Origin of the sequence: Phormidium tenue FACHB-1052 (assembly GCF_014696675.1) — a bacterium.
Taxonomy (GTDB): domain Bacteria; phylum Cyanobacteriota; class Cyanobacteriia; order Phormidesmidales; family Phormidesmidaceae; genus Nodosilinea; species Nodosilinea tenuis_A.
In genome coordinates this window covers 19006-42665 of sequence record NZ_JACJQN010000021.1, presented here as the reverse complement: position 1 = coordinate 42665, position 23660 = coordinate 19006, and the positions used below count along the sequence as shown (strand labels likewise).

General features: G+C 54.8%; 20 protein-coding genes. 12 read left to right on the top strand and 8 right to left on the bottom strand.

Going from position 1 to position 23660, the window contains the following annotated elements:
- Window positions 1-45: 45 nt before the first annotated feature.
- The gene (locus tag H6G07_RS22890) at window positions 46-1002 is read right to left on the bottom strand and encodes a tetratricopeptide repeat protein (protein ID WP_171973089.1); all 957 of its coding nucleotides are present in this window, start codon (window positions 1000-1002) and stop codon (window positions 46-48) included.
- Between the two features lie 361 nt (window positions 1003-1363).
- Between H6G07_RS22890 and H6G07_RS22885 the strand changes: the two genes are divergently transcribed.
- Window positions 1364-2983, top strand: coding sequence for a B12-binding domain-containing radical SAM protein (locus tag H6G07_RS22885; protein WP_073610680.1), 1620 nt, complete (start codon window positions 1364-1366; stop codon window positions 2981-2983).
- A gap of 105 nt (window positions 2984-3088) precedes the next feature.
- Here the strand turns inward: H6G07_RS22885 and H6G07_RS22880 are convergent, their stop codons facing one another.
- The gene (locus H6G07_RS22880) at window positions 3089-3595 is read right to left on the bottom strand and encodes a pentapeptide repeat-containing protein (protein WP_073610637.1); all 507 of its coding nucleotides are present in this window, start codon (window positions 3593-3595) and stop codon (window positions 3089-3091) included.
- 147 nt (window positions 3596-3742) lie between these two features.
- A complete protein-coding gene (locus H6G07_RS22875) occupies window positions 3743-4162 on the bottom strand; it encodes an acyl-CoA thioesterase (protein WP_073610636.1) in 420 nt (139 codons plus the stop codon).
- Between the two features lie 232 nt (window positions 4163-4394).
- Here H6G07_RS22875 and H6G07_RS22870 point away from each other — a divergent pair, with 232 nt between their 5' ends.
- The 3 genes from H6G07_RS22870 to lnt all read left to right on the top strand — a co-directional run bounded on the left by H6G07_RS22870 (window position 4395) and on the right by lnt (window position 8255).
- Window positions 4395-5252, top strand: a complete 858-nt coding sequence (locus H6G07_RS22870) for a universal stress protein (RefSeq protein WP_073610635.1) — start codon at window positions 4395-4397, stop codon at window positions 5250-5252.
- A gap of 279 nt (window positions 5253-5531) precedes the next feature.
- Complete coding sequence (locus tag H6G07_RS22865) at window positions 5532-6248, top strand: biliverdin-producing heme oxygenase (RefSeq protein WP_073610634.1); 717 nt, start codon at window positions 5532-5534, stop codon at window positions 6246-6248.
- A 384-nt stretch (window positions 6249-6632) separates the two neighbouring features.
- Window positions 6633-8255 carry an apolipoprotein N-acyltransferase gene (gene lnt, locus H6G07_RS22860; RefSeq protein ID WP_073610633.1) on the top strand — a complete coding sequence of 541 codons (1623 nt, stop codon included), beginning with the start codon at window positions 6633-6635 and terminating at the stop codon, window positions 8253-8255.
- A 26-nt stretch (window positions 8256-8281) separates the two neighbouring features.
- Here lnt and H6G07_RS22855 read toward each other — a convergent pair whose 3' ends face one another.
- Both H6G07_RS22855 and H6G07_RS22850 read right to left on the bottom strand, forming a co-directional pair.
- Complete coding sequence (locus H6G07_RS22855) at window positions 8282-9031, bottom strand: cupin domain-containing protein (RefSeq protein ID WP_199312371.1); 750 nt, start codon at window positions 9029-9031, stop codon at window positions 8282-8284.
- A 68-nt stretch (window positions 9032-9099) separates the two neighbouring features.
- Window positions 9100-11397 (bottom strand): NACHT domain-containing protein, encoded by a 2298-nt coding sequence (locus H6G07_RS22850; protein WP_073610632.1) that lies wholly within the window; start codon window positions 11395-11397, stop codon window positions 9100-9102.
- A 500-nt stretch (window positions 11398-11897) separates the two neighbouring features.
- Between H6G07_RS22850 and H6G07_RS22845 the strand changes: the two genes are divergently transcribed.
- From H6G07_RS22845 to H6G07_RS22830, 4 genes are all read left to right on the top strand, one after another.
- Window positions 11898-13028, top strand: a complete 1131-nt coding sequence (locus H6G07_RS22845; protein ID WP_242026954.1) for a DUF2207 domain-containing protein — start codon at window positions 11898-11900, stop codon at window positions 13026-13028.
- A gap of 347 nt (window positions 13029-13375) precedes the next feature.
- A complete protein-coding gene (locus tag H6G07_RS22840; protein ID WP_190740790.1) occupies window positions 13376-14035 on the top strand; it encodes a hypothetical protein in 660 nt (219 codons plus the stop codon).
- 5 nt (window positions 14036-14040) lie between these two features.
- Window positions 14041-15792 carry a vWA domain-containing protein gene (locus tag H6G07_RS22835; protein WP_073610630.1) on the top strand — a complete coding sequence of 584 codons (1752 nt, stop codon included), beginning with the start codon at window positions 14041-14043 and terminating at the stop codon, window positions 15790-15792.
- 204 nt (window positions 15793-15996) lie between these two features.
- Complete coding sequence (locus H6G07_RS22830) at window positions 15997-17397, top strand: serine/threonine protein kinase (protein WP_073610629.1); 1401 nt, start codon at window positions 15997-15999, stop codon at window positions 17395-17397.
- A 342-nt stretch (window positions 17398-17739) separates the two neighbouring features.
- On the opposite strand, the gene yddG is transcribed toward H6G07_RS22830, so the two are convergent.
- Window positions 17740-18642, bottom strand: a complete 903-nt coding sequence (gene yddG, locus H6G07_RS22825) for an aromatic amino acid exporter YddG (protein WP_479684960.1) — start codon at window positions 18640-18642, stop codon at window positions 17740-17742.
- Window positions 18643-18757: 115 nt separating this feature from the next.
- Between yddG and H6G07_RS22820 the strand changes: the two genes are divergently transcribed.
- Window positions 18758-19534, top strand: coding sequence for an SDR family oxidoreductase (locus H6G07_RS22820; protein WP_073610628.1), 777 nt, complete (start codon window positions 18758-18760; stop codon window positions 19532-19534).
- 6 nt (window positions 19535-19540) lie between these two features.
- On the opposite strand, the gene H6G07_RS22815 is transcribed toward H6G07_RS22820, so the two are convergent.
- Both H6G07_RS22815 and H6G07_RS22810 read right to left on the bottom strand, forming a co-directional pair.
- Entirely contained in the window at window positions 19541-19924 is a 384-nt protein-coding gene (locus tag H6G07_RS22815) for a DUF2834 domain-containing protein (RefSeq protein WP_073610627.1), read from the bottom strand.
- 127 nt (window positions 19925-20051) lie between these two features.
- A complete protein-coding gene (locus H6G07_RS22810; protein WP_073610626.1) occupies window positions 20052-20282 on the bottom strand; it encodes a hypothetical protein in 231 nt (76 codons plus the stop codon).
- 174 nt (window positions 20283-20456) lie between these two features.
- Here H6G07_RS22810 and recA point away from each other — a divergent pair, with 174 nt between their 5' ends.
- From recA to H6G07_RS22795, 3 genes are all read left to right on the top strand, one after another.
- Window positions 20457-21539, top strand: coding sequence for a recombinase RecA (gene recA, locus H6G07_RS22805; RefSeq protein ID WP_073610625.1), 1083 nt, complete (start codon window positions 20457-20459; stop codon window positions 21537-21539).
- A 361-nt stretch (window positions 21540-21900) separates the two neighbouring features.
- Entirely contained in the window at window positions 21901-22884 is a 984-nt protein-coding gene (locus tag H6G07_RS22800) for an ABC transporter ATP-binding protein (RefSeq protein ID WP_244901961.1), read from the top strand.
- Window positions 22881-23654: an ABC transporter gene (locus H6G07_RS22795; protein ID WP_073610624.1), complete on the top strand. Its 774-nt coding sequence runs from the start codon at window positions 22881-22883 to the stop codon at window positions 23652-23654. The genes H6G07_RS22800 and H6G07_RS22795 overlap by 4 nt, the downstream gene beginning before the upstream one ends.
- Window positions 23655-23660 lie beyond the last annotated feature (6 nt).

Genomic DNA, 23660 nt, shown 5'->3' with positions numbered 1-23660 from the left:
CGGCCCCCTTTTTGTGTTCTAGAGAGGAGATTTAAGCGTGATGGACTACATTGAGGTCAGTTCGGGCCGCAGCACCGCCACTCGCGCTTCACTGAGGGCAACATAGCTGCGCTTGAGGTCATCGAGTAGAACAGCGGCCCCTTTGGTGTCGCCCAGGGAGCAGGCGATCGACAGATGGTGCTGAAGATGCACGATCGCCCGGTTGTGGTCGCCCATGGCAATGCTGGCCAGGGTGAGCTGGGTGAGAATGCGGCGGTTGGTGCGGTTGTCGGTAGATCCTTCGCCGCCTTCGCTAATGGCCAGAAAGCGCTCGTAGCAGTCGATCGCCTGGGGATGCTCCCGCAGGGTGAGATAGGTGTTGCCCAGGTTTTGCAAAATTTGCAGCTTGGTGGTGCGATCGCCCAGGCTGGTGGCCATCATCAGACTGGCTTCGTAGAGAGTCGCAGCCTGACGGGTGAGCCCCTTGGCCCGGTAGACCATCGCCAGGTTGTTAAGCGATCGCATTTCGCCGGGGCGATCGCCGATTTTCTTGGCTAGGGTCAGGCTTTGGCCCATATACTCCAGCGCCCGCTGCAGGTTGCCCAAGTGGCGATAGCAGTTGCCCAAGTGGCCCAGGGTCTGCTGCATGATCGCATCGTCGCCCAGCTCGCGAGCAATACGCAGGCACTGCCGTCCGTAGTCTGCCGCCCACAGGTAGTCGGCCACTCGGTAATACAGGCTGGCCAGAGTCAGCAACACCTTGGCCTGGCGCTCTTTGTCACCCAGGTTGCGGTAGCTCTGCAGCGCCTGCTGCAACAGCGATAGGGCCGGAGTGTATTGCCCCTGCCGCAGATGGGCGAGCCCCTGCTTGAGCCACTGCGAAGCTTCCGCCGCCTGGCACTTGTGGTAGCCCTCAGCAATGCGCTCGGCCTGGGCTAGCAGAGATGGATCTCGGGGGACGCTCACCGTAGTCTCGTCGGCAAGAATATAGGTGGGGCGAATGGGAGGCATAGAGGAAGTCATAGGCCGAGGCCGCACTGCTGCGGTAGCGTTTAACGAAGTGTTTTCACGGTGGGAGAGTCGGGTAGATCGCGTTGTCTTAATCGTAGGTTTATACATTCTGAGTTGACACCGTGCTTTTACGACATCTTGCCTAGGGAAAACCTCACCGCCTGCGCAAATCAACTGAGCCAAGCTGGGTTTGTGTGAGCAGACGTATCGTTTTCTAACCTCCCTGGGTCGATGGGTGGCTGTGCCGCCCCAGGCTTTGATAAAGCGTTGTTGTGCGGCCTGTAATTCTACCGACTGCTTGTCAATGCCTGCCTGGGTGAAGACGCCTGCCACTGACTACACTAAAGAAGCCTTAATTTGCGTAATCTTGCTCGTGCCCTCCCTTCCCCTTCAGGATGAAACTCTGCTGTTTGAACCCGCCGCTCCCCAGGAGGGTGCGCTGGCGGTGGTGTTTGCCTTTCCTAACGAGTACAGCGTGGGCATTACCAGTCTGGGCTATCAGGTGGTGTGGGCCACGCTGGCCCGTCGCGGCGATGTTCAGGTGAGTCGGCTGTTTACCGACGGCCATGAGCCGCTGCCTGCGGTAGCTGATGTGCTGGGTTTTTCGCTGTCGTGGGAATTGGACTACGCCAACCTGCTGACGCTGCTAGAGCAGCTCGATATTCCGCTGTTTGCGAGCGATCGCACCGCCGACCACCCCCTGGTTTTTGGCGGCGGCCCAGTGCTCACCGCCAACCCCGAACCCTTTGCTGACTTCTTTGACGTAATTTTGCTGGGGGATGGCGAGACTCTACTAGATGATTTCGTTGATGCCTTGGTCGAGCTAAAATCTGCCTCCCGTACCGAAACCCTGCGCCGCTTAGCGAGAGTGCCGGGCATTTATGTCCCCTCTCTGTACGAGGTTACCTACGATGGGCCAACGGGGGGTGTCCGGGCGATCGCCCCAGTCGATGCCGATATCTCCGCTGCGGTGCAAAAGCAGACCTACCGAGGCAATGTGCTGTCGGCCTCAACCGTTGTCACCCCCCACGCCGCCTGGGAAAACATCTACATGGTGGAGGTGGTGCGCAGCTGTCCAGAGATGTGCCGCTTTTGCCTGGCCAGCTACCTGACGCTACCCTTTCGCCCCGCCAGCCTAGAAGCGTCCTTGATCCCCGCGATTGAGCAGGGGCTTGCCGTCACCAGTCGCCTGGGATTGCTTGGGGCTTCAGTCACCCAGCATCCCGAATTTGACCAACTGCTTGACTATTTAAATAGACCTCAGTTTGACGATGTACGGATCAGCCTTTCCTCGGTGCGGACTAACACTGTCACCCCCAAGCTGGCTGAGACCCTGACCCGCCACGACAGCCGCTCGATCACCATTGCGATCGAGAGTGGGTCAGAACGGGTGCGCCACATCGTCAACAAAAAACTCGAAACCGACGATATTGAGCATGCTGCCGTCAACGCCAAAGCTGGTGGCCTCAGCGCTATGAAGCTCTACGGCATGGCGGGTATTCCTGGCGAAACCATGGATGATCTGGAGCAGACCGTCGCCCTGATGCTGCGGCTTAAGAAAGCTGCCCCGGGGCTGCGGCTCACCTTTGGGTGCAGCACCTTTGTGCCTAAAGCCCACACTCCGTTTCAATGGTGCGGGGTCAACCGCGAAGCCGAAAAGCGGCTCAAGTATCTGCAAAAGCACCTGCGCTCGAAGGGCATCGACTTTCGGCCCGAGAGCTACAACTGGTCGGTGATTCAGGCGTTGATTTCGCGGGGCGATCGCCGCCTCGGCCCCGTGCTCGAACGCGTCCGCCACTATGGCGACACTCTAGGCAGCTACCGCCGCGCTTTCAAAGACTTCCAGGGCCAAATTCCGCCGCTAGACTACTACGTCCACGAAGACTGGGATCTCGATCGCCCCCTGCCCTGGGATCACCTGCTAGGGCCGCTGCCTAAGGCCACTCTGCAAAAACACTTTGACTCGGCTGGGTTGGGCGCGATCGCAGTCTGAGGCGACTTCTGGAGAACTTTTTCCCTAATGGTGGGCACTGCCCACCCTACGGTGGCGACTTCGCCCTACCCATCCACCCATCCACCCGCCCACTCATCTACCCCCCTACCGACAGCCCAAACTATCCCTCGTCGCCACCCCAGTGGTCTCGTTCACCCCGTCGGCGTGCTTGCACATCTGCGCAGTTTGAAAGCGATCGACAATTGCCCCGGAGAAATCGGCCCCGGTAATATTGGCATCGCCAAAGCTGCTGCTGGTGAGCAGCGCGTCGATAAAGAGAGCATTAGAGAGGTCAGCCCCGTCAAAAATGACGCGATCGGCAAAGGTGCCTGTTAGGTTGGCCCCAGCCAGGTTAGCCCGCAAAAACGACGCCTTGGTGAGAATGGTCTTACTCAGGTCGGCTTTCTCGAAGTTGGCCTCCCGCATTTCTGCCGCCGCAAAGGAGGTACCCGAAAGCTGCTTGCCCGAGAAGTCGCGAAAACTGAGGTCGGTGAGGGTGTAATCGACCGTATTCTCTTGGGCGTGGGCGGTGGGGGCAACGCCGAGCCAGCCAGCCAGCATGACGACTAGGGCGCAAATGACAGCAAAGGCTTGGGGGAGGGGAAGAAACATATTCGAGGCAACCGTAGATGGGCAGAGGACGCTAGATCGTACCCATCAGATCGGCGATCTAGGGCTGAATGGGCACGCTGCGCTTTGCTCATCCTACAAAAGTTTTGAGGCAAAGTTTTGGGGCTGTGTCTTAGGGGAGCTAACGCTTTAGAGAATAGAATTGAGGGCAGTCTGTAGGTCCTCTGGCAGACGGCGCAGTATGCGGCGAGTTTTGAAGTCTACTGGGGCCAGTGTGACGGTGCCCTCGATGCAGGTCTCTTGGGTGGCAGCATTTTGAATGTCGTAGTGCCAGAGGATGCGAACTCCCTTAGCCGGTTCAAGGCGGGCTTTGACTAGGGCAGTGTCGCCGAGGGCGAGCGATCGCCGATATTTCAACCCCAAATCGACCACGGGTAAATCCACCCCGGCCTTCACCCAGTCCGCAAAGGTGAGCCCGCAGTCGCTGAGGTAGTTCACCCGCGCTTCCTCCATCCAGGCGATATAGGTGCCGTGCCAGACAATGCCCGCATAATCGGTGTGGTGGGGCTGGACAACGACCCGGTGCTCATACCAGTGGGACTGTTTCATCTAGGGGCCGCCAACCAGCGGGCCGACTCTACTACAAATTATGAATCGCGCCAAAATAGGCTCAAACCCAGTGCCTATGATGATTGAGAACACCTTAGCTCAGTTTTATCCCCCCTTGAGCCGATGGTTTGAGATGGGTGGGAAGGCCTCACCTCAGAATTTTTAAGGGGCCTTGGCTCTGAATAACGTTCCCATCGCTCTCAACCCTTAAGCGCAACCATACGAGGACACCATGATCGAAAAAATTCTTTTGGCCGACTCTGGCACTGGCAACACCGAAGCCATGATGAAAGCGCTAATGGAGATTCCCTTAGTGCAGCGAGCTTCAGTGACGGTGCTCCATGTAGTGCCATCCCAGGTGTCTGCGGAGACTATGGCCGAGCGCTGGGAGGCGGGCGGGCGCACCCTGGCCAATGCCATCACCAACCTCAACCTCGACCCCGGTCGGGTAAACGCCGTATTGCGGGAGGGCGACCCCAAAGATGTGGTGATCCAGGTGGCTGATGAGGTCAATGCCGATCTGATCATCATGGGCTCGCGCGGGTTGCAGGGGCTCAAGGCGATTCTCGAAAATTCTGTCAGTCAGTATGTGTTTCAGCTGTCGTCGCGGCCCATGCTGCTGGTGAAAGACGATCTCTACAGCATTCGTCCGATCAAGCGAGTCATGGTGGCAATGGATAAATCTGACTCAGCGCGCGAAGGACTAAATATTGCTATTTCTCTGTTGCGCGATGTTAAGGGCGGTGAGCTAACCCTGGTACACAGCGTCTCTAGCCTCAAAACCAAGCCCTTTGACGTGGTCAGCGCCGACCCCAACCAAGACCCAATTTTGACAGCAGCGGCGGCTGAAGCAAAACGGTATGGTATCGCCTACAAGCTGTCGGCCCCCGAGGGTAAGCCGGGTCGCCGCATCTGCCAGCTAGCCGAAGAGCGCAATGTGGATCTGATCATTCTGGGTTCCCCCGATCGCCGACCGACCATCGCCAAGGGTCTACCCGACCTAGACAAAGTGCTGGGCGAGTCGCTGACCGACTTTGTGCGGGTGTATGCCCCCTGCCCAGTGCTGCTAACTCGGATGGCAGCCAAATAACGCCTACCGTTGCGTCTTTGCCCTAGGCAGTAGGGGCGCAATGGTAAATTCCCCGATCAATTCTGCGAAGAACCTGAGAAGGCATAACGTTGAGTAACTGCCTGTAAAAATTCGTAATGCAAACGATCGTCAAATAGGTCTAAGTTAAACAAATGTGGCTTTTGTCAGGGCATGTTACGGCTTCTCATAATTGAAGCTGGTCTGGCTAGCCAAGTATTGTCTAACCGAAACTCCGTTTAAACCTCACCTTTTAATTCACCCTAGAGCGAGACAGTCAGCATGAGCAGTAACCTATCCACCGAGCTGCGCGAAGGCACCAAGAAAGCCCACACCATGGCCGAAAATATGGGCTTTGTGCGTTGCTTTTTGCGGGGTGTGGTTGAGAAGAACTCTTACCGCAAGCTGGTGGCCAACTTTTACTACGCCTACGCGGCGATGGAAGAGGAGCTAGAGCGTCACAAAGACCATCTGGTTGTCTCTAAGATTTACTTCCCTGAGCTACACCGCAAGGCCTCTCTAGAGTCTGATCTGGCCTACTACTACGGCCCTAACTGGGCGAATGAGATTTCGATGACTCCTGGCGGTCAGCGCTATGTCGATCGCATCCGCGAAGTGGGCAACAACGCGCCTGAGCTGCTGGTGAGCCATTCCTACACTCGCTACATTGGCGATCTGTCGGGGGGGCAAATTCTTAAGGGTATTGCCCAGCGAGCGATGAATCTCTCTGAGGGCGAGGGTACGGCGTTTTACGAGTTCCCCGAGATCTCCGATGAGAAGGCATTTAAGGCCAAGTACCGCGAGTCGATGGATGCGGCTCCGGTGGATGACGCTATGATTGCCCGCATTGTCGAAGAGGCTAACGATGCCTTTGGCGTCAACATGCAGATGTTCCAAGAGTTGGAAGGGAATCTGATTAAGGCGATCGGTCAGATGCTGTTTAATACGCTGACTAGCCGCCGTCGTCGGGGCAGCACTGAGTTGGCGACCGCCGAGTAGAATCTTCGGTTTATTCCAAATCGTTGGTTTCTGTTTTCAACTACCGTATTGAGGAAGTGACTCGCCGTCGCTTCCTCAATTTTTTGGGGCGTAGGGTGCATCCGCGCAGCGATGCACCGCTAGTATGGGCGGAGAGCAATTGTCTTAAAGCCAAGCCTACCGCTGGGGCCATTTCGCTGGCCCCAGACCCCCTTCGACCAGGGCCGTGCCGCCGCCCTGGACCCAACGGAAAGGACTGATCTGTCATCGGTTTAAACCTCTGTATTGCTAACTGGCTAATTTGCGGCTCTGGTCGCTACTGTAGGGTGGGCAATGCCCACTATTTGAGAAGACGCTCGTAAAACAACCATTTATCTGGGTTGGAAGGAATAGCTGAGATTGGCAATGAAGGTGGCAGCGACGTTTTTGCGAGATCTTGGCTCTGGCTGGAGTTGGCGGTTGACGGGTCTAGTTGCCCTCAGCGGAATTTTGATGGCGTTGGCGCTGCCGCCGTGGAGTATTTGGCCGCTAGCTTGGGTGGGGCTGGTGCCGCTGTGGTGGGTAGTGTTAGCAACGCCTTCGGTAGGGCTGGCGGCGGCCTATGGGCTGCTGTGGGGGCTGGTGTATTACGGCATTTCGCTGGCGTGGATTACCCACTTGCATCCGCTGATGTGGATGGGGGTGCCTTGGGAAAGTAGCGTTGCGATCGCCCTCTCCTCCTGGCTTTTCATTGTTTTCTGGGGTTCTGTCTACATTGCTGTCTGGGGTGGGGTGACTGCCTGGGCTGCCCATCGCTGGCCTAGCCGCCGATTTTGGCTGGTGCTTGCTGGGACTGCGCTCTGGTGCGCTCTCGAAGCCTTGCGCAACCACAGCCCCCTTGACTGGTCGCCCCTCAGCCTGACCCAAAGCCCCAACAACTTGTGGATCTTGCACCTGTCCCGCCTATCAGGGCCGGGAGCCATCACCGCCATTCTGGTTGCCACCAACGGCCTCCTCACCCTCGCCTTTTCCCCAGTCCCCAAGCTACTGGGCAGCCCTCCCCCACCTTCCCCATCCCCCCATCCCCCCATCCACTCATCCACCCGCCGCTCCCTCGCCCTCACGGCGATCGCGCTGGTACTGCTAGGGCATACCCTCGGTGCCATTCTCTATGGCCGCACCGAGGTCATTTTTGTCAGTCAGACCCTCAGCCTGGGCCTAATCCAGGGCAATGTGCCCACCCGCGAAAAGCTGACGCCCCAAGGGGTCAACCAGGCGTTAGCGGGTTACATCAACGGCTACCGCTCCCTGGTAGCCGAGGGCGTAGATGCGGTGGTAACGCCAGAAGGGGCAATGCCGCAGTTGTGGAATCCGAATGCGCCTCAAATTGCGGCCATCATTCACACAGTGGAGCAAGCCGGGGTGCCTCTGTGGTTGGGTACCTTTGCGCCGGTGCCGGGGGAAGGGCGATCGCAGTACACCCAGAGCCTGCTCGAACTGCGGCCCGACGGCCAAACCTACGGACGCTACGACAAGGTGCAGCTGGTGCCCCTAGGAGAATACATTCCCTTTGAGGCGGTGCTGGGACGCCTGATCAGTCGCCTGTCGCCGCTGGATAGCTACCTGGTACCAGGGGCATCCAATCAGCGGTTTGAGACCAGCGTCGGCCAAGGGATTGTCGGCGTGTGCTATGAGTCGGCCTACAGTCGTCTGTTTCGCCAGCAGGTAAAAAGCGGCGGCGAGTTCATGGTCACCGCCTCCAACAACGACCCCTACCCGGTGTGGATGATGAGGCAGCACCACGGGTTTGATGTGCTGCGGGCGGTAGAGAGCGATCGCTGGGCGCTGCGCGTCACTAATACCGGACTTTCTGGCCTGGTCGACAACCACGGCCGCACCCTCTGGTTGGGAGAGCCTCACACCTATCTCACCCACCGCGCCACCCTCGATCGCCGCCAGACCCTCACCCCATATATTCGCTGGGGCGACTGGCTGACGCCGCTGTTGTTGGGCTTGACCCTGGTGCTGGGGTGGCGAGGTGATCGGTAATAAATGACCCTGGAGGGCGATCGTCACTACTCAGAGCCTAGGCTCGACAACAGCAGTTCGACCGGGGTTTGAATCTCAGGTAACTCTGCCGCACTGATGCCATCTACGAGAGTACGCCGCAGCATGGGGTTGTCGCGGTGGTTAAAGCCTCCCTCGCTGTCGGGGTGAAACACCACTATGGTCAGGGGACTGTCGGCAGTGCAGAAGCAATGCAATTGGCCCGCCGAAATCCAAAAAACGTCGCCAGGGGCAACTCTAACCGTAGTTTCTGGGGTTTCAACCACACCGGCCCCGGCGACAACCAGACCTAGGCGATCGCTGGGATGGGTATGCAGCGTTTGCTCAACCCCAACCGGAAAGTACATGGCGTTCAGGCAAGGGTCGCCCACAATCACTGGAGGAATCAGCAAACTGCTGGTGCCGCCATCGATGTAGGCCAATCGCCCCGCTGGCTCCAGGGGGCCACCAAGGCTAAACATGCCCCGGTAGGTTGGGCAGGTGATGACTAAGCCAATGGCACCTTGCCCCTTAAGCTGGCCGGTTCCAGGTAAACAAAAATACATGCCTTGGGTCAGTTCAAAGGCCTGGGTGGTTTTGCCCTGGCCCTCTTCTCCCTGCCGTTCTAAGGTCGGTGACCCAGTGTAAACGAATCCGAAGTGCGTACCGGGGCCAGCTAGTGTCACGCCGTCCTGCCAAGTACTCACGCTGCCTGGGTAGCCCTCAGGACCCAGGTGTTTGACCACAGGGGTGGCAACAGAATAGAGGGTGAAAGTCATCGCAAATACAATGGTGAGTTGGCACAGGGTTTGACGTTTCGGCCCCTCGCTTAGGCCTCACCTCTATGCTAAGGCAAAGGCAAAAACAGAGAGGCTTGAAGCGATTGACGCTGCCTGGGAGACAGCATACAGCCATTGCTCTGGAGACATTGAACCAGGAGCAGCGTTGTCGTGTAGTACTGCTTGAGCTGAGATTTTTCTGCAGGAGTGAAATGCCAGTCTTGGCCAATGTGGTGGCGATTCTTAGCAACTTTGCGGGCCTGATCGGCCACCTGTTGCACGGTCTCATCGTCGGCGGTGTGGCCTTTAAGCCGCTGCCTGAGGGTTTTGAGGGTTTGACGGGCTGGGTTGTCCAACCCTCCCGAATCCAGAGCAATTTGAATGGCAATCGACATAACGGCATTAGCCGAGCTGGCATGAGTAATTTTGGCCTCGCGATCGGCCTGAGCATCGTAGGCTTGGGCAACGGCAATGGCCTCGGCCAGGTCCATATCCTCCATCATGCGAGTGAGAAAGCTGGCGCAAACCAGCAGATTAACGGTTTTGTCGAGGGCCAGGGCCACAGCACGGTTTTCGTCGATATCGAAATCAATATCGAAGCAGAAGGCGCGGGCAGCAGCGGGATTAAAGGGGGCAAATTCGGGAGCGGTGGCGCGATCGCTCACCTCCTGCAAAAACTGCTGTAGCCGGGGCGAATCGGCCAGCAGTTGGTCAATGGTCTGCTTCAGCGGCAGCAGCAGCAGCGAGGCATCCCGCAGCATTTCTGTGGTGAGTAAAATCACCTCTCGCCAACGCTTATCTGTCCCATGGCTCGCCAACTCTTGAAGAGCCTGCTCCAGCGCAAGGCTATTGATGGCGATCTCACGGGCCACAAAAAACTCGTGGAACGTGAGGTGAGAAAAGGAGTAAATACCCTTCGCTCGCTCGATCAATAGGCCATGCTGAGCCTCAATCGACCGCAAAATAACCTCGCTATCAATTTGTAGAGCCTCAGGAGCGTCATCGGCTTCAGATAGGTTGCAGATATAGTCGGCAATATGGCGTTCAGCAATATTCTTTTTGAAGAACAGATCTTTCCCTTTAAACGTAATCAGCGCCAGATAACTCAGCAAGTCTTCTTTGCGCAAATGAGATAAGTTCTTGTAAACCTGATCACGCTGAATACCGCGTTTCGCATCCCACTTTTTCAGCAGAGCATCGATGCCCTCTTTATAGAGCTCGGAACGGCTACCGGGGAAGCCACCCGACTCTTCAAAGGCCAAACAAATCAATGTCAGCAGCAGGGGACTCGTGGCTAGTTGCTTGATGCGAGGATGCTGGTTAAGCTGCTTGAGAAACTGAGCTGGCTTGACTACCTTCTGATCAAACCATTTAAACGCAAACGCTTCAATTTGAGCCTGGTCAAAATCAGCGACCTCAACCTCGTTAAACTTCTCGAACACATAATCCCAGGCCGCAATTCGACAGGTTATGATAAATTGATTTTGCCAGAAATGTTCTGAGAAATTCCTGATTTCTTTGATAACATGCTGGTGATCTTCTCCTCTAACTTCATCTAATCCATCGAGCAGTAGTAGCGCCTTGCCAGCAGCAAAAAGTTGCTGAAAACTATCGGCTAAGTTTAAATTAGCGGTTTCAATAGAATGATAATAATCAGCGATGTAGCTTAATAGGCTGGGCTCATCCTCTGCTTCGGCGAAATCTTTCAGGGTGATAAAGATAGGCACGCAGTCTGGTTCAAACTTTCCTTCGTTACATTGAATAGCCAAGTATTTTAGAAAGGTAGTTTTGCCCGCCCCAGGCTTGCCCAAAATGATTAATTTTCTATAGGTCTTAACGGCGTCTAAAGCGGGCATGCGTTCTTCGGCAATTGCCCCTAGGCCGAGACGCTCAAAATCACCATCGCAACTGTGCAGCAACTCTTCTACGCGCCGGTAGCGGCGACCGGAAATTTGCTCCAGGATGTTGACGCTGGCATAAATATCGTTGACCGCCACAGGATGCGACATGTCGAGCACCCGCATAGTGCCACAGCGCTCACGAATGCTGGGGTAGACCTGCCGCCGCAGGGTTTGCACCAGCGCATCGAGACTGGGTGGGGTAACGACAGGGTGGGGTGTTGGATTGGGGGCGATAGCGATGGGGCTGGCTAAGCCTGCGATCGCCTGCCAGTCCAGACCAAGGCGATCGCAAATTTGCATAAAAATCGCTTGGGAAATTGCCTCTGCCTTGAAGAAATTGGTGATTGGCTGACGACTACAGCCTACCTGCTCAGCCAGGCGAGCTTGAGTTAAGCCCATGCGGGTGAGAGCCTGACTGGCCATCTCAACCCCCTGGGACGTAGCCCTGAGGGAAGGCTTTGCCATCACAAAATTCCTAACCTACGACGCCTTTATTCTACTCAACCCAAGCAAAACTCAGGCATTACCCTGACAAAAGCCTAGCGTTATGGCCAATTCTAGGATTTAATCAAACTTTACTTTACTTTTACTCAGCATTTAAGTAGGATTTACCTCATCAGTTCCACGGCTCCCATAGGCAAGACCTTCGGTAAGACCTGATCAAATGCGATCGCCCTTGGGGGCGTTTCTATTTAATTAGTCGCGTAACAGCAGTCAACTTTTGCCTGCTGTTACTAGTTCTACGGTGCTCACTATGCAATCCACTGGCCGACGCACAGGGGCGATCGCCCATCCCGTAGCGTGGTTGGTTGAACCAGTTGTTAGACGGCTGAGGGTATGGGCTGGGCAAAACTTGCAAGGTTACTGGTTGGCATTCAGCTTTTTGTAAAACAATAAATTTCATACCTAGTTGAGTTTTTCAGGAGATAGACCACTGGAAGCAGCTTTTCTCAGAGGTAGGGTTTATGGATAACCGATTAATAAAGATAAACTCTCGATCGATAGAGCTATGCAAACAAATTCACGTATTTTCTTTGAGCCAGCCAGATACCCAATACGCGGGTTACTTTATGTTTAATTCTCAAAAACTTTGCCAAATTGCAGCTGTAGTTATTGCAACTTTGGTGGCTATTCTGACTTTAACTACTCACGTTAGTGCATCAAGTGTTCCATTCTACTGGAATTTCATTCAGGTAGAAGTGGATGTTCAACCTAATGGTGATATGTGGGTGACAGAAACACAGAATTATGTCTTCACAGCCAATTATACAAATGAACGCTATCGCTACATTCCTTTGGGCATGGTGGACAACATTACGGATGTCACAGTCACAGAAAATGGGCAGCAACTTGCTGCAACGACAGGAACTCAAGACAATCAACTGTGGATTCGCTGGCAGCATTCTCTGAACCCGCCTGAATCCCATGTGTTTGTGGTTAAGTATCGGGTTGTCGGCGGGCTACAAGTTAACGGTGACGAAACTCAGGTTTATTGGAAAGCCGTTTTTGCCGATCGCGAAGCCGCTGTCCTATCTAGTGCTGTTACTGTTCACTTACCCGATGTTCTGTCAGGTCAAGTCCTCGGCTACAGTGCCTATGGAGTTCCCGCTACTAGCCGAACGATTGATGGAACAACATTTGAATTCGTTGCAAACCAGGCATTGCAACCTGGAGATGAACTTGAAGTACAGGTTGTCTTTCCTTCATCAATTTTGCATCTGCCTCAACCACAATGGCAGCAGGTCGGGTCTGATGAATTTGACGAATTTCAATTTCTTTCAGATGCCTTCCCCGTCTTAATAGTTTTATTAAGTCCCATCTTCCTTGTGAAGAGGATTATTGATCGTCGTTGTCCACGTTGTGGAAAGTTTATGCTCGAAACTCAATCTAAAGTTTTGATTTACCCAACATCTCGATCAAGTGGCACTAGGCGAGTTATTCAACACTGCAACAATCGTAATTGTTCTTACCATCGCGATTTTGAAAAAACTATTTTCTATCGTGATGACGGCGGTGGCGGCGGTGGCGGCGGTGGCGGTGGTGGCGGCGGTGGTGGTGGTGGCGGCGGTGGTGGCGGTGGTGGCGGTGGCGGTTGATTGAAAGCCGTCTAACAACTGCGGTGCAGCGGATTGAAGGAAACCGTTGGGACTGAGTCCAAAATTATCTGCAACCGCTGATCGCAACCGCTGTCCGTCCTGCCTTCGACCTAATCACTAACCCAATAACCTGGACATCAGTGTCTCAGCAAACGATACTTTTGCTGCCGCTAACTCTTGGCAGCTGTTGGGCATTGATACTCTGCTTTTCTAACTGGTTTGGCGATCGCCTAAGAGCCGCCAATTCTTGATGCTCAGCAACTAATGCTTATCGTACCTGTCTCAACGCTCTAGCTTCAGGCCGATCGTTTGCAGGCATCAAAATTCGTTATTTGGGATTTCCCGCTATGGCTATCTATTCCCGACAGTATAGGTATCATCTCCCCCATACGTTGATTTTACTGATAGCTCTAGCCCTAGGCAGTTTTGGGATAGTGCTGTGGTTGGGATTGCGCTGGGTTGTGGTTGCTAGCGTTTTGATTATTAGTATGGCGGCGATCGCCACTATACAGCGACAGCTTAATCAGCGCAGGCGCATGCTTTCGACAACGCCTAATGCGGCTAATCTCTTGCAAAAAGACGTTTTTATCAGCCACCTAAATCATGTAGAACACCAATATTCAGATATTCCTCACTCGTTCTGGATGTTGGCTCGGCAACGAGCAGAAGCTATCCAAGCCGTTGCGGCCCAAATTGCCCAAAAAGAATCAATCTTTATCCCCGATTTGCTAGAGACCCTGCACACCGTGTTGGATTTAGCCGAACAATTAGCCCAGGCTCTGAGGGCCATTCGGGAGGTAAAAACGTACCGCTATCAACAGCTCGCTCAGCAGCAGTTGTATAGCAGCCACAAGCGGCTTGAGCAAACCCGCGCCCAATTGCAAGAGCTGCACGACCAAATAGTTTTAGATACCTTTCGGCAGCCGTCATTGACGTCGTCGGCTGAAATTTCAACCTGGCTACAGACCCTAAACGCAGAGAACCAAAACGGCCTTTTAGGAGAGTGAGAGCAATGAAACCACGACGCTTCAAATTGTGGCTGGGGGTGGGGCTATGCCTAAGTGGGCTATGGGGGTTGAGCGCGATGGGGCTACTTTCGGGTAGGTCAATTGACTCGTTTGAGTCGGCCGATCGCTACCTGCACCAAAAACTTTTGCCAAAAGTCGAGGTCGAGTCTCAGCTCGTCTCAGATACATCTGCCTACAGCACGGCCATTCCGCCCTTGGCCGACGCGGTGCCCGACCCCAACACCTATCCGCTGCACGGGGCACAGCCCACCAGCGATGCCGAGGTAGTCTACATCGAGATCTACAGCTCTGCCGAAAAGGCCAACGGCAATCGCGCCGATGAGCGCTGGCTAGTGGATGTGGCTGAGGCGTTTAATCAGCGGCGGCAAACGCTTTCCTCCGGGCAGGTGATTCAGGTGGGGGTGCGCAATATTCCATCGGGGCTGGGGGCACAAATCATCGCCGCGAAGAAAGGTAAGCCCGCGGGCTATACTCCAGCCCACGAGCTGTGGCTAGAGTTGCTCAAGGCTGACGGGGTCGCGGTGACCCCGATCGCACCAGCGTTAGTCGCGAATCAGGCAATTTTTGCCCTCCAGCCCCAGGTATACGAAACCCTGGCTGAGAAGGGGGAGGTAACCTTCGATCGCGTGGTTGCGGCCATCTTAGCGGGGGAGTTTGAGGTGGGCTTTTGCAACCCTTACATTGCCTCCCCGGCGCTTAATTTTCTGTATACGCTGCTCTGGCGAGCAGCAGGATATGACCAGACCGGTGCCCCACTGCAGGTAGAGGATTTAGACAATCCAGCGGTGAACTCAGTGTTTGCCGCCTTTCAGCAGCAGATTGCCCTGACAACCCCCACTTACCTCGATTTAAAGCAAATTTGGCGGCAAGACCCCGACGCTTTTCAGGCCATTATTATGTCGCGCCAGAGCTTTGTGAACCTGAAAAAGGAGCCGGAGTTTGCTCACCTGGTGGAGATTCCCTTTGGGGTACCTGAAACCTCGCCCCTGGTCGCTTTTGATTGGACAAGCTCTGCCGAACGCGAGGCTCTAAAAGCTTTTGCCGCCTTTGCCACCGCTGCCCCCATGCAGAAACAGGCGGTTCAGCAGGGTCACATACAGACCGACTATCTCAAGCAGGGCAACTTTCCGCCGCGGCCCTCGGGGGAGGTGCTAAAGGCAGCGCAGGCGTTTTGGAAGCAGCGCAAAGACGGAGGTCGCACTGTTTATATGGAGCTGGTGGTGGATACTAGCGGCTCAATGGAGCAAAACAATCGACTCAAAGCCGTGCAGGAGGCGCTGCGGTTCGCCAGCCAGCAGATTAACCCCGGCAACCAAATTGGTTTAGTGACCTTCAGCGATCGCCCCATCCGCCGCATTCATTTGGCTCCCTTCAATGAGCTAGAGCAAAAGCGGCTGTTTACCGCTATTGATCAGCTCCAGCCCGAAGGCTCCACAGCCCTATATGACGGATTGGCAGTGGCCCTAGCCGAGCTGATGGCAATGCAAAAAACAGACCCCGACGGCCAGTTTTGTCTGCTGTTGTTGACGGACGGCGATCGCACTGACGGCCTCACCTTCAACCAAGTTAAGGAGGTGATTCGGCAGAGCGGCGTGCGCGTGTATCCCATTGCCTACGGCGAGGTTAATCATCGAGAACTGGCGGCGATCGCGGCCATTCGAGAAAGCGCCGTCTACGAAGGCACTCCTGAAAAAGTTCAAGTTTTACTCAGAGATCTGTTTCAAACCAATCTGTGATCGGGTCGCTATTGCAGATGTCCAGTTGATTAGGACACCTATTGAGGCAAGCCCCCGCACCAAAGGACTCCCTAGCAGCGACATGTCCTAATGCTCTGCTCACTTGCAATATTGAGCCCAAGGGAACAAACCCATAGTGCAAAGTACGGTAATGCTTTCTGATACCCTCGATTAATATTCCGAGAAACAATTTTTGGTAAGACTATGGAATCGCTTATTGGCCACACCCTGCATAACCGTTATCACGTTCAGAGGTTACTGAGCCGACAAGTTGGACGCAGAACTTTTTTGGCAACTGATTTAGAGACTCAATTGCCTGTTGTGGTCAAGGTACTGCTGTTTGGCCCCGAATTTACCTGGGACGATCTCAAACTTTTTGAGCGCGAAGCCGAAACTCTGAAAGCTCTTGATCATCCGGCTATTCCTAGGTATCTTGACAGCTTTGATATCAGTACTGATCTAGGTCAGGGATTTGCCCTGGTGCAGAGCTATATCGATGCGATGTCTCTTGAGGTAGCGGCGCAGGCAGGGCGGCGATTTTCTGAGACAGAACTCGTGGATATTGCCAGGCAATTGCTAACGATTTTGGTCTATCTCCACGAACATGCTCCGGCAGTTATTCACCGCGATATCAAACCCAGCAATGTCTTATTTTCGGATCGATCTGGGCATCGCGCAGGCGATCTCTATTTAATAGACTTTGGCTCAGTTCAAACCGTTGCCGACAAGAAGAATGGCACCATTACGATTGTCGGTAGCTATGGCTATATCCCTCTGGAGCAGTTCACCGGGCAAACTGTCCCTGCTTCAGATTTATACAGTCTCGGAATGACCCTAGTTTATTTAATTGCGGGAAAGCATCCAGCCGATCTGAGCCAGGTCAACGGCAGAGTTCAGTTTGACAGTAGAGCTATTAGCAAGCGGTTTTCTCGATGGCTCGAAAAAATGACCTACCTACAGCTAGATAAACGGTTTGAATCAGCCAAGGTGGCGCTGGCAGCGCTTGAGTCTCAGGACGGTAGCTATTGTAGCTATCCTAATCTAAGGCCCGAGAATAGCCAAATTGAGGTTCTTCGTGAGCGCGATCGCATCGCAATCAAGATTTTACAACCGTTGTTTGCAACTTCAATTGGGTTTTTGAGTTTTATCGCTGTTAGCTTCCTCGCTACAATGACGATCAGTGCGAGCGGGGCGCTGATCATGACGACGGGCATTCTCTTAGTCATGTATGTCATTCAAAAACTGCCTTTTTATTCGGTTATAACCATTGAACGCAACGGAAAAATCAGAAAGTTTTCAAAAATCAGCAAGATTCAATGGGATGTTCAATCGTTGGCAGTACGGAACATCCACCTTTTGACCTACAACCCCGGATATACGTTTGATCGCTACATTAATGAGCATGGGCACACCATTAGGGGCGAGGTAGCCATTTCTCCTAAACTGACTATTTTGGTAGGTAGAGTTGAATGCGTGGTAGGGCATTCACTCCTCTCCCATGCTGAACTGTGGTGGCTAGGGCAAGAACTCAGTGACTTTTTAGATCTGGAACTGCAAGTTGTATACTCTACCCCCAAGCTTCCTGAGAATAGGGAACATTATTAACCTTTTGACCTACAGATCCGGATATACGTTTGATCGCTACATCAATGGCATGGGCTCACCATTAGGGGCGGCGAGGTAACTATTTCTCCTAAACTGACTATTTTTGTAGGCAGAGTTGAATACGTGGTAGGGCATTCACTCCTCTCCCATGCTGAACTGTGGTGGCTAGGGCAAGAACTCAGCGACTTTCTCGCTCTAAAAATGTAAGTTGTATACTCTACCTTCAAGCTTCCTAAGCAAGACGGCGATGGCTACTAGCGTTTAAGGATTTATCCTATAACCTCAGAGCAGAAAACTTTATTCGCAAATATTTGTCGTTTGAATTAGATGACCATAAAAAGGTCACTGAGTGGGAGTTTCCTCAGCCCGAGGCCTAAAAAAATCGAGCGTGGCTAACACGGCCCCGCCCACAATCAGCGCACAGGCTAGCCCCACCACCGCTGTGGCCTCTGCCCGGCCAGAGACAATCAGCAGCAGCGTCGAGAGCAAGGGAGCCGCGTAGGACAGCGCCCCAAGCACGCGAATATTGCCGTGTTTCACCCCGTAATCCCAGGTAAAAAACGCCAGCCCCACCGGCCCCAGCCCTAGAGCGAGGATTGCCGCCCACTCCCACCCAACCGGCACTACCGTTGTTTCAAACAGAGCGTGACAGATCCAGGCCAGCAGGGCCGTGGCCCCACAAAAGACCCCCACGGCATTGGTCGGAATTGCTCCAAAATACCTGGAAAGAATCGAGTAGCCCGACCAGGTGAGGGCGCAGACCAGGGCCGCCAGATATCCGGTGGTGTATTGGGGGTCAAAGCTAAACCCCTGACCCTTAGTGACCAGCAGACCCGCGCCGAGAAAGCCTGCGATCGCCCCCGCTCCATGAAACCAGCGCAGCCGCTCACCGGGCAGCAGCGCCGAAAAAAACACAATCAGCAGCGGCCACAGGTAGGCAATCAAACTGGCCTCCACCGCTGGGGCGTGGCGCAGCGCCATGAAATAGAAAAAGTGGTAGCCAAACAGCCCGACGATGCCCAAGGCCCACACCTGCCAGGGCAGCCGCAGGTGGCGCAGCACATTGCCCCCAGCCTGCACCCAGGCCGCTAGACCAATGAAGAATGCGATCGTAAATGCCATCGCCGTTAGCTGAAAGGGCGGCACGGTGCCGCTCAGGTCGGTCAGCAGGGCCAGGGTTGCCCACATGAGCACTGCCGAAAATCCAATCATGGTTGGCTGTCGTTGGTTCTGGGCTGGCTCCACAATGCTCTTCCTTCGCTATCCCCTAGCTGTGTATTGTAGAGAGGCCATTTGCCTAAACAGCTTCAGAGCAAAATTTGTCGATATAGAACTATAGAAGCAAGAGAAAGAACATTCTATGACTACTCCCCTCTCTGTTTTAGTCACTGGTGCCACCGGGCGTACTGGGGCGATCGCCGTTCAAAAACTTCAGCAGCGGCCAGAGCAGTTTGTGGCCAAGGGCTTTGCCCGGTCTGAGGCAAAAGTGCAAGAGCTGTTTGGCACAACGGAAGGGTTTTATTTGGGGGATGTGAGCGATCGCGATCGCCTCCAAACTGCGCTAACAGGCTGCCATGCCTTGGTAATTCTCACCAGCGCCATCCCCCAAATGAAAGCTCCACCTGAACCGGGGCAGCGGCCAGAGTTTACCTATCCCGAAGGGGGCACCCCCGAGCAGGTTGACTACCACGGCCAAATCAATCAGATCGAAGCCGCCAAAGCTGCCGGAGTCAAGCACATCGTCCTAGTCGGCTCCATGGGCGGCACCAATGAGCAACACCCCCTCAACCGCATGGCCAACGGCAACATTTTGATCTGGAAGCGCAAGGCAGAAGCCTACCTAATCGACTCCGGCCTCGACTACACCATTATTCGAGCGGGCGGGCTGCAAGATCAGCCGGGCGGCCAGCGCGAGCTGATCGTCGGCAAAGATGACCAACTGCTGGCCCATCCGCCTGACGGCATTCCCACCTCCATTCCCCGCGCCGATGTGGCCGAGGTGGTGGTGCAGGCGTTGCTAGCGCCTGCCGCCCGCAATAAAGCCTTTGACGTAATCTCTAAACCAGAGGGCACGCCCGGGGCTGTAGTTACCACAGATTTTGACGCTCTCTTTGCTCAAACCACCCCAGGCCTGTAGCAAGACTCAAGCCGTGGGGTCGGAAACCGCGGTTTCGGCCAGCTTGCGCTCACGCACAAACATAAATAGCGCAAAGCCAAAGGCAAAGGAGATCGCAAACATCAGAGCAATATAAATGCCCCAGAGCCTGATTTTCAGCCGCCGCCCTTCCGACACGATAAACGTAATCACCAGCAGCAGCGCAATGGTGAGGTCTACGGCGATAAAGCTAGAGGCGGGGTTAGCCCAGACCTGCTCGATAAAGGTAGACAAGTCAAAGTTGAGTAGGTTGGTGGCAGTGAACTCACCCTTGGTGGCGATGGTGAACTGCACCAGGTAGTAGTTCGTCCAGACGAAGCCGATTAGGGTTAGCGCGGCATAGATAACTTGGCGAATGAGAGTTCCGGGCATGGGTAAGACTCGTAAACTGGGCCTGTTCATTGTCCCAAGCGATGGCGCTAACAGGCCTGCCGGGCAAATTCTACCAACTACTGGAATCAGGCCGTGGGGTCTTAGATATGGGCTAGGCCGGCGATCGCTACTCCGAAAGGCGGCAGCGGCTAAAGTCGATCTGCGGCCCGGTGGAATATTGCACTAGACTGCGCCCAGCGGCCAGAGCCGCACTGCTGCTGGCATAGGTTTCGCCATCGGTGAGGCTCGATAGCTCAGGTGTTATCACCCAGCAGCAGAAGCCCGTCGAACGCCGATAGGTCACAGCCACGAGCCAGTCTGCCAGGGCAATTAAGGTATTGAGTTGTTCAGGTGCCATAACTAACCTCCTCCATAGATTTGGGAGGTTTAACTACAGGAAGACCGAGTTCAGAAATAACTAGACGAACTAGATAACTACCGATTACGATTTAGGTCAATTGTACTATACTGGTTTTCTGAAGACAACTGTTCTGGGGTTCAGGTGTCTTGTTCCTAAAGCATTGAGGCGACTATGGCGGCAAAGAAAGGCGGAAGCAAAGAGCAAACCGAGAAGGAAAAAGCCCTGACGATGGTGCTGGGCCAGATTGAGCGCAACTTTGGCAAAGGCTCCATCATGCGCCTAGGCGATGCTGCCCGCATGAAGGTTGAAACGATTCCCACTGGCGCACTAACCCTCGACCTAGCCCTGGGTGGCGGCCTGCCCAAGGGACGCGTCATTGAAATCTATGGCCCTGAAAGCTCGGGCAAAACTACCGTGGCCCTGCACGTGCTGGCCGAAGTGCAGAAAACGGGTGGCGTCGCGGCCTTTGTGGATGCTGAGCATGCCCTCGACCCGATTTATGCCGCCGCTCTGGGGGTGAACGTTGAAGAACTGCTGGTATCCCAGCCCGACACGGGTGAAATGGGGCTTGAAGTGGTCGATCAGCTGGTGCGATCGTCCGCTATTGACGTTGTGGTGGTTGACTCCGTAGCCGCCCTCGTACCTCGAGCTGAGATTGAAGGCGAAATGGGCGATGCCCACGTCGGCCTTCAGGCCCGATTGATGAGCCAAGCTCTGCGGAAGATCACCGGCAGCATCGGCAAGTCGCAGTGTACGGTTATTTTCCTCAACCAGCTACGCCAAAAAATTGGCATCTCCTATGGCAACCCCGAAGTCACCACCGGGGGCAACGCGCTCAAGTTCTATGCTTCGGTGCGCCTCGATATTCGCCGCATTCAAACCCTGAAGAAAGGCACCGAAGAGTACGGCATTCGCGCCAAAGTCAAGGTCGCCAAAAACAAGGTGGCCCCACCCTTCCGCATTGGTGAGTTTGACATTCTCTTTGGCCAGGGCATTTCGACCATGGGCTGCCTGGTTGACCTAGCCGAGCAGCACGGCGTGATTGTTCGCAAAGGAGCCTGGTACAGCTACGAAGGCGACAACATTGGCCAGGGGCGTGAGAACACGATTCAGCGCCTGCAAGAAGATGCTGAGTTTGCTGCCAAGGTCGAAGCTCAGGTGAGAGAAAAGCTCGAAATCGGTGGTACGGTGTCTGATGTGGCCGACGTGGAGATCGAGGTCGAAGACGAAACCTATCTGGACGAGGACGAGTAAACTCGGCGTCGACCCTAGAAGATAGTCAAAAAGCCCTGATGCTCAAGCTTGAGCATCAGGGCTTTTTAAGTGGGGCGGTAGCAAGCTTTAACCCATAACCTGACCGCTCATACCGATTCCGCAAAAGAGGAATGGCTATAGAGACGTTTGAAACGATTCCCCCAACCCTTGAAAGATGAGTAACCGACCGGGGGTTTTACAGCTTCCTTTTTGTTTGGGAGCGCTGGAAAAGTCTATCTCCTCAAAGATTGGGCAAAGCCAAGCTGGTGCAAGTCAATTGCACCCAGACCACGCTGACCAACCAGCAAAAAACTTTAAGATAAGTAAAGACTCTACCTGTCGTTGGGAGCTTAACCCTTTCGTGCAACTTGCTCATCGTCCAACCGATGGTTGGGCTGAAAATTCTTCACCAAACTCCATTGTGCTAGATGCCCGCGATCTCTCTAAGGTTTATGGGCGGGGCAAACAGCGGTTTGAAGCAGTGAGGCAGGTCTCTTTAACCCTGCACCAGGGAGAGGTGCTGGCCTTTTTAGGCCCCAACGGTGCTGGCAAGACCACCACCATCAAGATGATTGCGGGCCTGGTGCGTCCCACCTTCGGGCGGGTTGCCGTGGTAGGGGAAGACCCCCACCGCCAGCCCCGGGCACTGCGCCACATTGGTGCCGTGCTGGAGGGCAACCGCAATTTGTACTGGCGGCTGACGCCGGAAGAAAATTTGGAATATTTCGGCGTCCTGCGGCAGGTGCCCCGTCAAGTGGCCCATCGCCAGGGACTGGAACTGCTGGCCCGGTTTGGGCTAGAGGAAAAGCGCCAGACCCCGGTGCAAAAGCTCTCGCGCGGGATGCAGCAAAAGGTGGCGATCGCCGTCGCCCTGATCCACAATCCCAAACTGCTGCTGCTAGATGAACCCACCCTGGGGCTCGACGTGGAGGCCAGCGAAATGGTCAAAACCCTGGTGCGCCAGATCGCTCAGGAAGGTCGAGCTGTGCTGCTGACGACCCACCAGCTCGATGTGGCCGAAGAACTCTCCGACCGGGTGGCCATCATTCGCCGAGGGCGCATCATTGCTGAGCAGTCTACCGAATCGTTACTAAAAGAATTTTCGAGTTCCACCTATCACCTGGAGGTGGAAGGCGAGCTTTCCACCCAGCAGATTCACACGGTGACCCAGCTGGGGGCGACGGTGCAGGGGGCGCAGATTACCTACGCTGGCACCCCAGAAAATCTCTATGGGCTGCTGGGGGCGCTGAGTCCTGTGCCGCTAGTAGCGGTGCAGCGCGATCGCGCCGACCTCACCCAAGTATTTCTCAAACTGGTCAAAGACCACCCGGATGCTTCCCTATGATCGATCTGCTGTATGCCGAACTCAAGCGCACCTGGATTCAGTTCATTCGCTACCCCACGGAGGTGATCTCGGGAATCGTCATCATCATGGCGGTTTTCTACGGGCTGTTTGCCAGTGCCCAGTACATGGCTGGGCCTGGATTTGCCTTTGGCGATCGCCTCGATGCCGTAGTGCTCGGTTACGCCCTGTGGACGCTGATCATTTCTGTCAACAACGATATTGCTATCAATCTCCAGATCGAAGCTGAAACCGGCACCCTGGAGCAGGTCTTTCTCTCCCCCTATGGGGCACCGCGAGTGTTTTTGGCCAGAGCCTTTGCCAGCCTGGCCCTGCGGTTGCTCATTCTGATAGTGGTGTTGCTGCTGCTCATGGGGCTCTCCGGCAGTCGCCTGGCCTTTCCCCCGATCCTGCTGCTGCCGCTGGCTTCGCTGCTGCTGGGCGGTTATGGTCTGGCCTTTTTGCTGGGGGCGGCGGCGCTGGTGTTCAAGCGAGTGCAGCAAATTTTGGGGATTTTTCAGTTTCTGCTGCTGTTTTTGCTGGCGGCCCCCCTGGAGGAAGCCACCGGCCTGATGCAGTATCTGCGGTTTTTGTTGCCCATGCTGCCCAGTACCGGCCTGCTGCGCGATCTGATGGCCCGAAGCCTGGGTCTAGACTGGTTTATCTACGGTCTGGCCCTGCTCAACGGGGTCGTCTATTTTGCTATTGGGCTGCTGGTTTTCCGTTGGGCCGAAGCCACTGCTAAGCAGCGGGGTTCCCTGAGCGGGTATTAACCTTTC